This is a genomic window from Nonomuraea sp. NPDC049784 (assembly GCF_040659615.1).
Classification (GTDB): domain Bacteria; phylum Actinomycetota; class Actinomycetes; order Streptosporangiales; family Streptosporangiaceae; genus Nonomuraea.
Genome location: NZ_JBFAMX010000087.1, coordinates 1 through 14,423 on the forward strand (window position 1 = coordinate 1; position 14,423 = coordinate 14,423).

Consider the following 14,423-nt stretch of genomic DNA (forward strand, 5'->3'; position numbering starts at 1 on the left):
GCCGCGTCCTGGCCGTCGGGCGCGAGCAGGACGTGCTGGCCGCGGCGGGCCCGGGAGCCGAGGTCGTCGACGCGGGCGGGCGGAGCGTGCTGCCCGGCTTCATCGACCCGCACAACCACCTGCTGTCCACCGCCGAGACGCTGGTGGCGGTGGACGCCCGCTACCCGGCCGTGGGCAGCGCCTCCGACCTGGTCGCCGCCATCGCCGCCGAGGCCGCGAGGACCCCCGCTGGCCAGTGGATCAGGGCGTACGGCATGGACGACGCCAAGTATCCCGGCGGGCGGCCGACCCGGCGGCAGCTCGACGAGGCCACCACCGAGCACCCGGTGATCGTCTATCACGTGTCCGGGCACCAGGCGGTGGTCAACTCGGCCGCGCTGTCCTGGCGCGGCATCGGCGACGACGTGGCCGACCCGGCGGGCGGCGCGTTCGTGCGGGACGAGGGCGGGCGGCTGACCGGCATGGTGCTGGACTCGGCCATGGAGCTGATCCTGCCGGTGGCCGTGGACATCGGCTGCCACGGCCCCAACTTCCACGTCGACCTGCCTCTTGAGCAGCTGAGGTCGTGGCTGGAGCTGGCCGGGGAGACGTACCTGCGGGCCGGGGTGACCACCGTGTGCGACCCGCAGGTGTCGCGCCGCGAGCTGCTGGTCTACCGGTCCGCCTGGGAGGCGGGCACGCTGCCGGTGCGCACCGCGGTCATGCCGCTGTCGCACATGCTGGACGAGCTGTCCTCGGTCGGCCTGGCGGGCCCGTTCGGCGACGACCGGTTGCGGTTCGGGGCGATGAAGTTCTACTGCGACGGCACGCTGCTGGGCGGCACCGCGATGTTCGACGAGCCGTACGGCGAGGGCTTCACGGGCTCGCTCTACCACCAGCCGGAGCAGCTCGTGGACCTCGTACGGCGGGCCGCGACCGCGGGCTGGCAGATCGGCATCCACACCCAGGGCGACCGGGCGATGGGCTACTCCCTCGACGCGATCAAGGCCGCGGTGGCGGTGTCGGGCGACGACGCCAGGCCCAGGATCGAGCACTGCGGTTATCCCACCCCCGCCCAGGTCAGGGAGTTCGCCTCGCTCGGCGTGATCCCGGTCAACCAGCCCAACTTCCTGTACGACAGCGGCACCGACTTCGTGCGCCGGCTCGGCGAGCGGCGGGCGCACCGGCTGCAGCCGCTGCGCGAGGAGCTGGACGCCGGGCTGCGGCCGGTGCTGTCCAGCGACTCGTTCGTCTCCTCGCTGCGGCCCATGGAGACGGTCTCCAACGCGGTGTGCCGCCGTACCAGGGAGGGCGGGCCGATCGGGGCCGAGCAGGCGATCACCTTGGAGGAGGCGCTGCGCGCGCACACGATCGACGCGGCCTACGCCCTGCGCATGGAGGACCGGATCGGGTCGCTCACGCCCGGCAAACTGGCCGACGTGGTGGTGCTGGACGCGGACGTCCAGAGTCTACCCGCCGGCGCGCTGTCGGGCGTGGACGCCTGGCTTACCATGCTCGACGGGCACATCGCGTACCGCGCGCCCGTGCCGGCCGAGTAGCGCCTCTCGACTGGTGCGAGGCGCGAGGCGGCGGGTGCTGCACGTGATCCCTTACTTCCCGGCGCCGGCGAAGGGCATGTGCTCGCCCTCCACGTACGACGGGAACGGCTGGTAGACGTTCACGCCCGGGTTCCCGCGCAGCAGCAGGGCGGAGACGAACGGCTGCTGCTCGCTCGTGATCCGGGTCGAGGTCGGGATGTAGCGGATGGTCAGGCCGCAGCGGCGGCGCGGCGAGGTGTTGGCGTTGGAGGCGTGCAGGATGTTGGGGTGGTGGACCTCCACGTCGCCGGGCGCCAGGACGAGGTCCACGGCCTGCGACTCGTCCACGGTCACCGCGCTCTCCGAGCCGAGCACGTTGTCGATGTCGTCGCGCTGCCGCAGCTCGTGCAGGTCCTGCTTGTGCGAGCCGGGGATCACGCGCATGCAGCCGTTCTCCGGCGTGGCCTCGTCCACGGCCAGCCAGAGCGTGACGACGCGCATCGGCTCCAGCGGCCAGTACGCGCCGTCCTGATGCCACAGGACCGGCTTGCCGGAGAAGGGCGGCTTGCTGATGTAGTGCGAGGCGAACAGCGCGATGTCCGGGCCGACGAAGGTGTCGGCGAGGTCCAGCAGCCGGTCGTCGCTGACCAGCCGCACCCAGAAGGGGTCACCGGCGACCAGCTCGGTGCCCAGGTCCTCGCCGTGCAGGTCGGGGTGCTTGGCCTGGAGCCAGCCGACGTGGTCGCTCGCCTCGGCGATCAGGTCACGGTCGAGGACGTCGTGGAAGATCGTGTAGCCGTCGCGGTCGTAGTCCTGGAGGGTCCGGTCGACTTCCGTGATCACCATGTGCTCCTTGTGAGGGGTGGGCGTCAATCGGATTCTTCGGTCTTCCGGGCAGGCGTTACTAGCACTCGCCGCTCCATAAGTATTAATTTCCTGACATGCCGACCGTCCTGCGCTGGGTCGAGTTCGCGGCCGGCCTGCCGTACCACGCGGCTCTGGTGCCGGTGACCGGCAGCCGCAGGGACCGGCCGGAGCCGCACAGTCACGCCGACTTCCACGAGCTCGTCTTCGTGACCGCGGGGGCGGGCGCGCAGAGGGTCGGCGAAGCGGAGCTGCCGCTGCGCGCGGGCGACGTCGTGCTGGTACGCCCGCACGACCGCCACGAGTTCGCCTCGAACGACGGCATGAGCTTCGTCAACATCGCCTTCCCGAGTGAGCGCTGGCGTGCCTTCGCCGACCTGGCCGGGCTGGCGGGCCCGGCGGACTGGGATCGCCGGGAGTTCCCGCCGTCGGCGCGCGCCGATCTCGACGGGCTGGTGGCGGCGGAGTTCGGCCGCGTGCTCGGCGCCTATTCCGGCGCGCCCCGGGTCCTCGATCTGGTCGGGCTGTGGACGGCGGTCGTCCCCCTGCTGGAACGCGCCGACGGTACGGCCGTGGATCCGCGGCCCGGCTGGCTGGTGTCGGCCTGCGCCGCGATGCGCCGCGAGGAGAACCTGCGCGAGGGCCTGCCCAGGCTCCAGGCGATGGCCGCGGTCAGCTCGGGGCACCTGGCCCGCTCGATGCGCAGGCACTACGGCTGCACGCCGATCGGGTTCGTGGTCGGCCGCCGTCTGGAGCACGCCGCCCTGCTGCTGGCCACGACGACGGAGGGCATCGGCCGGATCGCTCAGCGTTGCGGATTCTCCGGCCAGTCGTACTTCGGCCGGCTCTTCCAGGACAGGTACGGCATGGCGCCGCGAGATTACCGGGAGGTTACGCGCCGGGCCGTCGTCCCTATGGACACCCAAGATATCAAGTGATTAGATGACTTATCCCCCCAAGATCGAAGAGGAGGCCGGGCATGATCCGGTCACTTGGTATCGCCGCCGCCTTCTGCCTCGCTCTCGCCGCCTGCTCCTCCGGCGGCTCCGCGCCCAAGCAGGCCGCCGGCAAGACGGAGCTGAAGCTCTACAACGACAAGGGCGCCTGGAGCAAGTACTTCGACGAGATGGGCAGCCTGTCCAAGCAGCAGATCGGCCTGTCGATGAAGCCGGTGGGCTACACCGACGAGCCGACGTACCAGGCGTTCATCAAGGCGTCCTTCCGCACGAACGTGAAGCCCGACCTGTTCACCTGGACGACGGGCGGACGGATGGCGGAGATCGTCGGCCAGAAACAGGTGGCGGAGACGACCCCGATCTGGCAGGAGGCGATCAAGAACGGCGACCTCTCGGCGGACCTGGCCAAGTACTACACGGTGGGCGGCAAGCAGTACTGCGTGCCGCTGAACGCGGCGTACTGGGGCATGTTCTACAACAAGTCGATCTTCGACAAATATCGGCTCAAGCCCCCGACCACCTGGGACGAGCTCATCAAGATCGCCGACATGCTGAAGAAGAACGGCGTGACCGCGTTCTACCACACGTCGGTGCTGTTCTCCTTCGTCTGGTTCGAGCAGCTGCTCGCCGGCACCGACCCCGACCTCTACGACCGCCTCTCGACCGGCCAGGCGAAATACACCGATCCCGGCGTGGCCGAAGTGATGAAGCGGTGGAAGTCGATGATCGACGCCGGCTACTTCAACAACCCGGGCGACAAGACCGACCCCGCCGACGTGCTCAAGACCGGCAAGGCGGCGATGGTGTCGCTCGGCACGTGGTTCAACACGAGCATGACGCAGCGCGACCTCAAGGCGGGCACCGACTACGGCTTCTTCGTCATCCCGAACGTCAACCCGGCCCTGCCCAAGACCTCGATGATCTTCGAGAGCGGCCCGCTCTGCTCGCTGGCCAAGGCGCCCGACCCCGACGCCAGCATGAAGTACCTCAAGTGGTGGGTCGGGCCGGCCGCGCAGGAGAAGTGGGCCACGGCCAGGGGCGACGTCTCGGCCAACCCCAAGGTGGCCATCGCCGACCAGGCCATCGCCGAGGTCAGCAAAGCGGCGGGGAGCGGTGAGTACCGGCTGGTGAACCGCTACTTCGAGGCCACGCCGCCGCCTGTGCTCACCGCCGCGCTGGACGGGTTCGGCGCCTTCGTCGTCAAGCCGGACACCTACCAGAAGGTGCTCACCGACATCCAGGCCGCCGCCGACGAGTACTGGAGCACCCACCAGCAGGGGAACTGAGTCACCGGCTACGGTGACCCGCATGACCGAGCCCCCCTTCCTCGCCGCCATCCGTACGTCCTACGACACCGTCGCCGCCGACTTCGCCAAGCGCTACGAGGGCGTGCTGGAGACGTTGCCGCTGCCCCGCGCGATGCTGGGCGCGTTCGCCGAGCTCGTGCTGGCCGACGGACGCGGGCCGGTCGCCGTGCCGTGCGGAAACGAGGCTAGGGCAGGAAGCCGCGGCGGCGGGCGGCGACGACGGTCTCCATGCGGGTGTGGGTGCCCAGCTTGCGCATGGCGTTGCGCAGGTAGCTCTTGACCGTCTCCGGCCGGATCCCGAGCCGGACCCCGATCTCGGCGTTGCCGCAACCCACGGCGACCAGGGCGAGGACGTCGAGCTCGCGCGGCGACAACGGGCTGGCCTGGTACGGGGCTCGGCCGTTCGAGCCGGCCAGCCGGTCGCAGACGTCCTGGAGCCGGGCCCGGATCACGGCGTCGGAGACGTCCTGCGTGATGGCCCTGAGCTCGGCGTGCGCCTGGCGGACCGCCTCCCACTCGCCGGTGGTCGGCGACTCGCGGGCGGCGCGGGTGATCGCCGCCGTCTCCATCTCGGCCAGCCGGCGCTCCACCTCGCGCCGTACGGTCATCTCGAAGCTCACCCGCATGGAGACCTGGGTCATGGCGTCCAGCACGCGGTCGCTGATCGACAGCGGCTCGCGGATCCCGCCATACAGGACCCCCGACACCATGCCGTCCACCGTGACCGGCACGGCCGCGATGGCCCGTAACCCCTCGAGGTTGACCGGTTTGTCGTACTCGTGGCTGATGCGCGGGTCTGCGGTGTAGTCGTCGACGGCGCCGGGCCGGGCTGTGGTGATCACCCGGCCGCCGAGCCCGTTGCCCGCGCTGACGACGAGGCCGCGTAGCGCGCCGGTCAGGGTGCCGCTGAACTCCGTCAGCGTGACACCGTGAGAGCGGCCCCCCACCACGCCGCCGAACGCGACGGGCAGCCCGGTGGCCCGCCGCAGCCTGCCCACGGCGGCCTGGAACGTCTCGCGTTCACGGTCGGCGGGCGCGTACGGTGCGGCCATGGCATCAGCATGGACCAGGCCCGCCGCCGAGAGCCACCCCCGAACGGGGGTGGCGGGGGGGCCGGATATGGGGGAATCCTCCGGGCATGGCTGATGCACTGCTCTCGTACGCCTCGGGCGTGTCCGAGGTCCCCCTGCTGGGAGAGACGATCGGGGAGAACTTCGAGCGCACCGTTGCGCGGTTCGGCGAGCGCGAGGCGCTGGCGGACGTGGCGGCCGGACGCCGCTGGACCTACGCGGAGCTGGACGCCGCCGTGAACGAGGTGGCGCTCGGCCTGATGGCCCGCGGCATCGCCAAGGGCGACCGGGTGGGCATCTGGGCGCCCAACTGCGCGGAGTGGGTGCTCGTCCAGTACGCCACCGCCAAGATCGGGGCCATCCTGGTCAACGTCAACCCCGCGTACCGGGCCCACGAGCTGGCCTACGTCGTGAAGCAGTCCGGCATGCGGCTGCTGATCAGCGCGGTCGCGCACAAGACCAGCGACTACCGGGCGATGATCGACGAGATCGGGTTCAAGGACGCCGTGTTCATCGGCGGGCCCGGGTGGGACGAACTGGTCGAGAACGGCAGGCGCGGCGACCCGGCCGGGTTGCGGGAACGGGCGGCGCGGCTGACGTTCGACGACCCGATCAACATCCAGTACACGTCGGGCACCACCGGCTTCCCCAAGGGCGCCACGCTGTCCCACCACAACATCCTCAACAACGGCTACTTCGTCGGCGAGCTGGTCGGCTACACGGAGGCCGACCGGGTGTGCCTGCCGGTGCCTCTTTATCACTGCTTCGGAATGGTCATGGGCAACCTCGCGGCGACCTCCCACGGCTCGTGCGTCGTGCTGCCGTCGCCGGGGTTCGACCCGGAGGCGACGCTGCGCGCCGTGCAGGAGGAGCGGTGCACGTCCCTGTACGGGGTGCCGACGATGTTCATCGCCGAGCTGGCCGCGCTGTCCGGGTCCGGAAATTTCGACCTTTCGACCCTCAGAACGGGCATCATGGCGGGCTCCCCGTGCCCGGTCGAGGTCATGAAACGGGTCGTCAGCGAGATGAACATGGCCGAGGTCGCCATCTGCTACGGCATGACCGAGACCTCGCCGGTGTCCACGATGACCCGCAGGGACGACGGCCTGGCCCGCCGCACCGAGACCGTCGGCCGGGCCATGCCGCACATCGAGGTCAAGGTCGTCGACCCGGAGACCGGCCTGACCGTCCGCCGGGGCGAGCCGGGCGAGCTGTGCACCCGCGGCTACTCGGTCATGCTCGGCTACTGGGGCCAGCCGGACGCCACGGCCGAGGCCATCGACACCGCCCGCTGGATGCACACCGGCGACCTGGCCACCATGGACGCCGACGGCTACGTCAACATCGTGGGCCGCATCAAGGACATGGTCATCCGCGGCGGCGAGAACATCTACCCGCGCGAGATCGAGGAGTTCCTCTACGGCCACCCGGACATCAGCGACGTCCAGGTGATCGGCGTGCCCGACGAGAAGTACGGGGAGGAGCTCATGGCCTGGATCGTCATGCGGCCGGGCGCCGAGCCGCTGACGGCCGAGCGGGTCAGGGAGTTCTGCACTGACCGGCTCGCCCACTACAAGATCCCCCGGTACGTCCACGTGGTGGACGCGTTCCCCATGACCGTCACGGGCAAGATCCGCAAGGTGGAGATGCGCGAGCGCGCGGCCGACATCCTCGGCCGCTCATGAGGGTCCGCGGGCGGTCCAGCCCGCGGTGCCTTCGACGATCCTGACGGCGGCGCGGGCCAGCGGCTCCAGTCCCGCCACGTCCACCTTGTCGAGGGTGTCGGCCGAGTCGAACAAGTACATGGGCGCGGACAGGAAGTGCACCAGCGGCACCCCCTCCGGATGGAAGAAGGCGCCGTCGGTCGGCGGCATCGGGGAGAACACGTCGGGCGGCAGCACGAACGACCTCCGCAGGTCCTCGGCGACCAGCGCCTCGTGGACGAGCCTCTCCAGCCGGGGCCGCCTGGAGGTGAACCACCACCGCGGCTCCGGATCGCCGGTCGGCACCAGCTCGCCGTCCACGCCCACGCACCGGAGGGCGGCGTGCTCCAGGTGGAGCTGGAGCACGACGTCAGGAAGCATGGCCCGGTTCTCCTCGATGAACGCCCTCGTCCCGGCCGCCAGCGCCATGTGCCCGGCGGTGAGCAGGAAGAGCAGGTTGTGCGGGCGCTCGAGGGCGGGCACTGGGGCCCAGTGGCGGGCGGCGGCCAGCACGAGCGCGATCCCGGTGGCGTCCTCGACGGCCGAGGCCCAGGGCGCGTCGTGGTGCGAGCCGATGATCACCCACTGGTCGGACGCGCCCGGCAGAAGGCCGATGACGTTGTGCGAGACAGCAGGCCCGGTCTCCGCCTCGACGGTGAGCACACCAGTGCGCGGCCCCTCGTCGATCAGCGCGAGCACCCGCCGCGCGTCGCGCCCGGACAGCCACACGGCCGGGATGTCCCTGGTCTCGGCGTCGTAGGGGGCGTAGTAGTCGCGGGTCTCCCACGGCACACCGGTCAGCCCGCCCGCGAATCCCGCCGCGCCGCCCCGCATCGCGCCGTGCAGCACGTCCAGGTAGTCGAGCTGGAACGGCAGCACCTGCGTGAGCTCGTCGAACGCGCCTTCCGGGTCGTGCCAGGCGGTCGCCAGGTCCCTGACGTAAGCCTGCGGCAGCTCGGTGAACGCCATCTTGGGCACCACGATCGCCCCCGGCGCGACCTCCCTGCTCAGCGGCGCCCGCACCCGGGCCTTCGCCCTCGTGTACGGCAACGCGAACGCCTCGAACTCAGGGCCGCCCTCCACCGCGAGGGTGGCGCTGACCGGCTTCCAGCACGGCAACTCGACGGGCGCCAGCCGCACGCCCTCCAGCCCGAACTCCTCGAAACGCGCAGCGGCCCACGCGGCGGTCCAGTCGTCGGCCGGATATCCCGGGCGTCTGATCCCCCGCTCGGTGACGGCCCGGATCCACGCCATCATCTCGTCTGCGTCCGGAATCATCGCCAAACCCTCCCCGGTCCCGCCCCACCACCGGCCGTCTGCATCAAGACGCGCACCCCACCACCGACCTCTCTGGCCCCGCGCCGCCAAGACACCCGCCTCACCACCGACCCCCGCCGCCGGCTCCTCCCGGCAGGGGCGTCAAACCCGCCGCTCCAGCGCACCGCTCCGGGCTCCTCGCACGCGCGGCTGAGGGACCCGCTGCAGACCACCGAGCGTTTGTCGGGACCGCTCGCCACCGGCCGCCAGGCGTTACCTGACGCCGAGTGCAAGGCCAGGGAACGTGCCGCTGCCAAGCACACGCCCGCCGAGGTTCCGAGCGGGCTGGAGGCGCGGAGTGTCCCGGCCAGGGCGCGGCCGAGTCGGGACCGCGTCACCATCCAGCACATGCCAGCTGGTGGCTGCGGTCTGGACCCGGGTGGTGCGGGTCGAGCATGTGCGGGGGCTCCTAGCTGAGGTTCTTGACGGCCTGGCCCTGCCAGGCGGTGTTGGTGGGCAGCTCGGGCGCCGAGCCCGCGAAGGCGCCGCGCGCGAGCGTGTCGCCGCGTAATTGGTACATGAGCCAGGCGGTCAGGTAACCGAGGAAGCCGCCGCCACCGTTCTGGATGTCGTTGTGGCCCGCGCCCTTGAGCAGGGCCTTGCCCGCCCCGCCCGGCACCTGGTCGTAGTAGCCCTGGACGGTGGCGGCCGAGGAGATGACCCAGTCGTTCGCGCCGCTGAGGAACAGCACGGGGCAGGTCAGCGCCGCGACGGAGAACTCGTCCCCCGGGCTGACCCAGATCTGGGCGGGCAGCGCGATCGGCACGACCGTCGTGATCAGCCCGCCGGAGTGGTTGGTGGCGTTGACGGAGCCGCCCGCGCCCTGGGAGTGGCCCACGGCCGCGACCCTGGTCACGTCGAGCTTGCCGGCGAAGACGCTGCCGGAGTCGGAGTTGAGCCCGGCGAGGTGCTGGGCGGCGGCCAGGATCTCGGCTCCGGTGCCCGTGGTGGTGTCGGTGGAGGCGACGACGGCGAAGCCCCAGGAGGCGAGCTGGTTGAGCACGCCCGGGTAGTTGTCGGGGGTGGCGTTGGTGCCGTTGCCCCAGGTGACGATCGGGTGCGCGAACCCATCGGCGCCCAGGTCGGCCGGGTAGTAGAGCCGGTGGCCGCCCGAGGTGCCCGTTGCGACCGCGTACGGGCCGGTGGCCGCGAAGTGCGACTCGATGGCGCTGGCCGCCTCCGCCGAAGTCGTACGGGCCAGGGCGCCCGCCGCCAGGAGGCCCGCAATGCCCGTTTGGAGCGCGCGCCGCCGAGTGATGTGTTCCATGGTCACCTCGCGGGGAGAACTCATTTGGAGACATGAACGTCTCCTAACATGAGGGAAGTACGATCGGTGAGCGATGTCAAGAGATCGACAGAACAAGGTTCGGACCGCCGAGCCGCTCCCCCGGGGACGTCACGGGCTCTCACCGGAGACTGTGCGAAGCTCGCAGCGGGAGCGGCTGATCGAAGCGATGCTGCAGCTGGTGGCGCAGCGCGGCTACGCCGCCACGACCGTGCCCGAGGTGATCGCGGCGGCCCGGGTCTCGCGCAACGCCTTCTACGAGCAGTTCGCCGACAAGGAGGCCTGCTTCCTCGCCCTGTGCGAACGCGACCTGCCGAGCCTGATCGAGGAGATCCACACAGCCGCCACCTCCTCAGACGACTGGCGGGCCGCGAACCTGGGCGGGCTTCGGGCGTATCTGGGCTGGTGGCAGGAGCGCCCCGCCTACGCACAGGCGTACTTCGTCGAGCTGCCGCGCGCGGGCGAGCGGGCGGTGGCCCAGCGCGACCGCGCCTACCGCCCGTTCCTCGACATGGTCACCGCCATGGCCACCAGGGCCAGGAAGGCGGACCCCGCACTGCCGCCCCTGCCTGCCACGACGCCGAGGCTGATCGTGTTCGGGGTTACGGCGTTCGTGGAGGCGGAGGTGCGCGAGGGCAGGGTCGCCGGCCTGCTGTCGTGGGCCGACGACCTGCAGAACTACATGGTCACGCTGCTCACCGCGTCAGGCGCACCCGGCCGCGCCTGACGCTGCCCGGCTCCGTGGTCAATCTGACCACGGAGCCGGCCCAGAATGCGCGTCGTCACGGCGAGCAACCCGTGAGCCTTCACGACCGGCCATGACAGACGGCCACTGACGTCGGCGCGTGCGGCCCACCGTGCGGAGCCGTAACGGATGGGCGGTTTAGTTCTGGTCGAGGAAACGCTGCGCCAACGTACGGCCCAAATTGACCGCCTGGGTGTGGTTTTCGATGGTTTGGACTTTGGTGTCGGAGCCGGTGAAGACGATGTAGGTGACGCCGGTGTCGGTGCCGCCGTTGCTGGGGTCGGGGTTGATGCCGAGGTCGGCGGCCGTCCGGTAGGACGCCTCGCCGATGATGCCGGTCGGCCCCGTGTCGCCCATCACGGCGTACTCCACCTGCCCGTTGTAGACGATCGCCACCACTGTGCCGCAGCCGATGCCCTTGGTCCGGTAGTCCCAGGTGGAGCTGGGGCTGGGCACCACCATGTAGGCGAGCTGCGCCGCGTTCAGTGGTGAGTCGCCGCTGGTGTGGCAGAACGTGTCGGGCTGGAAGCAGCAGTCGGTGTTCTCGTTGCACTGCGACGTGCGGACCCCGTCACAGTCGATGTCCATGTCGCCCTTCCAGAACACCGCGCCGGTCTTCTGGCACACCGCGACCGTCGCCGTGCTCACGTCGGAGTCCGTCTTGTACTTGCCGTTGGAGATCTGGCTGCACGCCGTCACCTTCGCCAGGAGCTGGTCGGCCGTCGGGCCGGTGCTACCGCCTCCGGTCGTGCCGGTGGCCGAGGCGCTGTGCCCGGACTCGTTGCCGGCCGCGTCGAACGCGGTGACCGTGTACGTGTGCGTGGATCCCGCGGCGAGCCCGCCGATCGTGGCGCCGGCGGTCGGCGTGGTGGTGACCACGGTCGTCCCCTCGTAGACGCGGTAGCCGGTGACGGCCACGTTGTCGGTGGAGTCCGTCCAGGCCAGCGAGATGCTGGAGGCCGAGACGCCGGTGACGCGGACGCTCGCGGGCACGGTCGGCGCCTGCCCGTCGGGCCCGCCGGGGCCGCTGACCGAGAGCCGGTCCACGTTGGGGCCGCCGTCGGCGGTGGTGGCGGTCGCGCGGACGGTGTTGACCCCGGCGTTCAGCGTGGCGGTGATCTGCGCGTCCGCCCAGGTGTCCCAGGTGCCGGTGCCCGAGAAGTCCCGGGTCTGGGCCGTCCCGTTCACCTCGATGGTCATGGCGCGGTTGGCCGTCGTGCCGTTGGCGTATCTGATCGTGAGGGTGTGCGATCCGGCCTCGGCCACGTTGACGGTCCACTCGATGTAGCCGCCGGCCGTGTTGACGTAGTCGACGAAGCCGGATCCGGTGTAGCCGGTGTGGTTGGTCGCCACCGCGGCCTGCGACAGCGTGGCGGCCTCAGCCTGGTACTCGGTGGCGGGCGCGTCGGCCACGGTGACCTCGAGGTAGTCGAGGTTCGGGTTGCCGCCCGAGTTCGTGGCCGTGAGGCGGATCTCGTTGTCGCCCGCGGCGAGCGTCGCGGTGAGGGGGGAGGTGGCCCACGTGGTCCAGGCGCCCGTGGGGCCGAACGTGCGGCCGGCCGAGACGACCGTGCCGTTGACCGAGATGTCCGCGGTGCGGGCGGTGGTCGTGCCGTTGGCGTAGCGGATGGCCAGCGTGGCGGTGCCCGCCGCGGGCGCGTTGACCGTCCACTCCGTGTACGGGCCGGTGACGTTGTCGCTGTTGACGAAGCCCGTGCCGGAGAACCCGGCGTGGTTCGACTCGACGACGCCTTGCGAGATCGTCGCGTTCTCGGCCTCGTAGCGGACGATCGCGGCCCGGGCGGGGAGCGCGACCAGCGCGGTGACGGCCAGGCAGGCGACGGCCAGGACGATGAGGGGGCGTAAGCGCGCTAGGGGACGTAAACGTATGGGGGCCTGTAAGCGTGGGCGACGCGCAGGGTGTGGGGGGTGCATGGGCGCTCCTTTCGTAGAAGACGGCGAGGTGGTCAGGACACGTCGAGGTAGTCGAGGTTGGGGCCGCCGTTGGCGGTGGTGGCGGTGGCGCGGACGGTGTTGGCGCCCGCGTTCAGCGACACGGTGAACGCGGAGTCCGCCCAGGTGTCCCAGTTGCCGGTGCCGGGGAAGTCCCGCGTGATGGTGGTGCCGTCGACGTCGATGGTCATGGGGCGGTTGATCGACGTTCCGTTGGCGTAACGCAGGGTGAGTGTGGCGGTTCCGGCCGCGGCGGCGTTCACCGTGAACTCCACGTACGAGCCCGCCACGTTGTCGCCGTTGACGAAGCCCGTGCCGGAGAAGCCGGAGTGGTTCGACTCGGCGGCGCCCTGCGAGATCGCCGCGTTCTCGGCCTCATACCGCTGCCCCGCGGGCCGTACCCGGATGAGGCGGGTCTCGCCGGGGCGTAACGTGGCGCTGTAGGACGAGCTGACGGTGCCCTCCGACGCGCCCGACCACAGGTTCGTGACCGCGGCCGGCCCGGTGAAGCCCACCTGCGACCAGGTGACGCTCACCGTGGAGTTGCCGGACGTGCCGGTGTTGTAGAGCGCGACGATGTAGTCGCCGCCCGGCTCCCGCTTGCGCCACACCTGGTTGACGCCGCTGTTGACGATGCGCTGCGCGGCGACGCCGTCCTGGTTGACCGCGATGAGCCGGTCGTTCTTCAGCATCGCCAGGTCGACCGAGGTGAGCGCGGTCAGGTCGGTGCCGAGCAGCAGCGGACTCGCGGCCATCGCCCAGTGCGTCATGTGGGAGCGGCGCTGGTCGGCGGTGAGCCCGACCTGGTCGCCGTTGCCGATCTGCAGCGAGTCGTAGTCGTTCCACCCGCCGGGACCGGCGTAAGGCTGCCAGGAGGCGGCCGAGTTGAACCGGCTCACCACGTGCGACCAGTCGGTCAGCGGGTAGCCGCTGCCGTTCGGCCCGGAGCCGCAGTAGCACTCGACGTCGCCCTGGGTGCGCCAGCTGTTGGCCAGCCGCTTCCAGGTGTCGGCCTGGGCGATCGGCAGGTTGTTGGAGAGCGCGAAGTTGATCGGCCGGCCGGTCTGGCGCAGCGCCTTGTCCCACGCCTCCACGTCCGCGATCGTGGTCGCGTCCGCGCCGTCGATCTTGAGGTAGTCCACGCCCCACGAGGCCATCTGGTTGGCCCACGAGTTGATGAACGCCTGCGCGCCCGGGTGGGAGTACTTGAGCCGGTACATGTTCTTGCAGTTGTAGTTCTTGTGCGTCTGCGTCGTGTCCGCGATGTCCTGCGCGTGGTACGACGTGCCCTCGATCGGTTTGTTGGCGGTGACGGCGTTCTTCGCGATGCCCGGGGTGACGTAGAAACCGAACTTCAGCCCCTTGGCGTGCACGTAGTCGGCCAGCGCCTTGATCCCGGACGGGAACTTGGCGGTGTCGACCGCCCAGCGGCCGTAACTGTCTACGACGAAGCCGTTGGAGTCGCACTTCTGGTAGAAGTCGTCGAGGTTGACGTAGACGAAGCCCTTGGCTGCCAGACCGCTGCTGACCAGCGCGTCCGCCTGCGCCTTGATCTTGTTCTCGTCGGGCCAGCGGCGGACGAAGCTCCAGCTGCTCCAGCCCATCGCGGGCCTGATCGACAGCCCGTTGTCGGAGGCGGCGGCGGGGACGGCCAGGGCGGTGGCGACGAGCGCCACGGCCGCGAGCACGGCCCCTAACCTCCTGAC

At 70.6% G+C, this 14,423-nt stretch carries 11 protein-coding genes; 5 read left to right on the forward strand and 6 right to left on the reverse strand.

All coding sequences use genetic code 11. The features are described 5' to 3' along the window. Nucleotides 1-1,538: amidohydrolase (locus AB0J09_RS20015; RefSeq protein ID WP_360692785.1), on the forward strand; the 1,538-nt coding region annotated here is incomplete at its 5' end. Nucleotides 1,539-1,589: 51 nt separating this feature from the next. On the opposite strand, the gene AB0J09_RS20020 is transcribed toward AB0J09_RS20015, so the two are convergent. Beyond that, nucleotides 1,590-2,363: a phytanoyl-CoA dioxygenase family protein gene (locus tag AB0J09_RS20020; protein ID WP_360692788.1), complete on the reverse strand. Its 774-nt coding sequence runs from the start codon at nucleotides 2,361-2,363 to the stop codon at nucleotides 1,590-1,592. A 95-nt stretch (nucleotides 2,364-2,458) separates the two neighbouring features. Here AB0J09_RS20020 and AB0J09_RS20025 point away from each other — a divergent pair, with 95 nt between their 5' ends. Further along, nucleotides 2,459-3,319, forward strand: a complete 861-nt coding sequence (locus AB0J09_RS20025; protein WP_360692791.1) for an AraC family transcriptional regulator — start codon at nucleotides 2,459-2,461, stop codon at nucleotides 3,317-3,319. 41 nt (nucleotides 3,320-3,360) lie between these two features. After that, nucleotides 3,361-4,623, forward strand: a complete 1,263-nt coding sequence (locus tag AB0J09_RS20030) for an extracellular solute-binding protein (RefSeq protein ID WP_360692794.1) — start codon at nucleotides 3,361-3,363, stop codon at nucleotides 4,621-4,623. Between the two features lie 206 nt (nucleotides 4,624-4,829). Here AB0J09_RS20030 and AB0J09_RS20035 read toward each other — a convergent pair whose 3' ends face one another. After that, complete coding sequence (locus tag AB0J09_RS20035) at nucleotides 4,830-5,696, reverse strand: LuxR C-terminal-related transcriptional regulator (protein WP_360692797.1); 867 nt, start codon at nucleotides 5,694-5,696, stop codon at nucleotides 4,830-4,832. An 86-nt stretch (nucleotides 5,697-5,782) separates the two neighbouring features. Between AB0J09_RS20035 and AB0J09_RS20040 the strand changes: the two genes are divergently transcribed. Beyond that, complete coding sequence (locus AB0J09_RS20040; protein ID WP_360692800.1) at nucleotides 5,783-7,399, forward strand: AMP-binding protein; 1,617 nt, start codon at nucleotides 5,783-5,785, stop codon at nucleotides 7,397-7,399. On the opposite strand, the gene AB0J09_RS20045 is transcribed toward AB0J09_RS20040, so the two are convergent. After that, the gene (locus AB0J09_RS20045; RefSeq protein ID WP_360692803.1) at nucleotides 7,394-8,695 is read right to left on the reverse strand and encodes a M28 family peptidase; all 1,302 of its coding nucleotides are present in this window, start codon (nucleotides 8,693-8,695) and stop codon (nucleotides 7,394-7,396) included. The genes AB0J09_RS20040 and AB0J09_RS20045 overlap by 6 nt on opposite strands. Before the next feature lie 448 nt (nucleotides 8,696-9,143). Then, a complete protein-coding gene (locus tag AB0J09_RS20050; protein WP_360692806.1) occupies nucleotides 9,144-10,001 on the reverse strand; it encodes an alpha/beta hydrolase in 858 nt (285 codons plus the stop codon). A 151-nt stretch (nucleotides 10,002-10,152) separates the two neighbouring features. Here AB0J09_RS20050 and AB0J09_RS20055 point away from each other — a divergent pair, with 151 nt between their 5' ends. After that, nucleotides 10,153-10,746 (forward strand): helix-turn-helix domain-containing protein, encoded by a 594-nt coding sequence (locus tag AB0J09_RS20055; protein WP_360692808.1) that lies wholly within the window; start codon nucleotides 10,153-10,155, stop codon nucleotides 10,744-10,746. Nucleotides 10,747-10,902: 156 nt separating this feature from the next. On the opposite strand, the gene AB0J09_RS20060 is transcribed toward AB0J09_RS20055, so the two are convergent. Then, the gene (locus AB0J09_RS20060; protein WP_360692812.1) at nucleotides 10,903-12,699 is read right to left on the reverse strand and encodes a CBM35 domain-containing protein; all 1,797 of its coding nucleotides are present in this window, start codon (nucleotides 12,697-12,699) and stop codon (nucleotides 10,903-10,905) included. 32 nt (nucleotides 12,700-12,731) lie between these two features. After that, complete coding sequence (locus AB0J09_RS20065; RefSeq protein WP_360692815.1) at nucleotides 12,732-14,405, reverse strand: alpha-galactosidase; 1,674 nt, start codon at nucleotides 14,403-14,405, stop codon at nucleotides 12,732-12,734. Nucleotides 14,406-14,423 lie beyond the last annotated feature (18 nt).

Bases quoted from the DNA above. Each gene is read 5' to 3' on its own strand.
- AB0J09_RS20040 (WP_360692800.1), top strand. From the start codon at position 5,783: ATGGCTGATGCACTGCTCTCGTACGCCTCGGGCGTGTCCGAGGTCCCC.
- AB0J09_RS20035 (WP_360692797.1), bottom strand. From the start codon at position 5,696: ATGGCCGCACCGTACGCGCCCGCCGACCGTGAACGCGAGACGTTCCAG.
- AB0J09_RS20030 (WP_360692794.1), top strand. From the start codon at position 3,361: ATGATCCGGTCACTTGGTATCGCCGCCGCCTTCTGCCTCGCTCTCGCC.
- AB0J09_RS20060 (WP_360692812.1), bottom strand. From the start codon at position 12,699: ATGCACCCCCCACACCCTGCGCGTCGCCCACGCTTACAGGCCCCCATA.
- AB0J09_RS20045 (WP_360692803.1), bottom strand. From the start codon at position 8,695: ATGATTCCGGACGCAGACGAGATGATGGCGTGGATCCGGGCCGTCACC.
- AB0J09_RS20020 (WP_360692788.1), bottom strand. From the start codon at position 2,363: ATGGTGATCACGGAAGTCGACCGGACCCTCCAGGACTACGACCGCGAC.
- AB0J09_RS20050 (WP_360692806.1), bottom strand. From the start codon at position 10,001: ATGGAACACATCACTCGGCGGCGCGCGCTCCAAACGGGCATTGCGGGC.
- AB0J09_RS20025 (WP_360692791.1), top strand. From the start codon at position 2,459: ATGCCGACCGTCCTGCGCTGGGTCGAGTTCGCGGCCGGCCTGCCGTAC.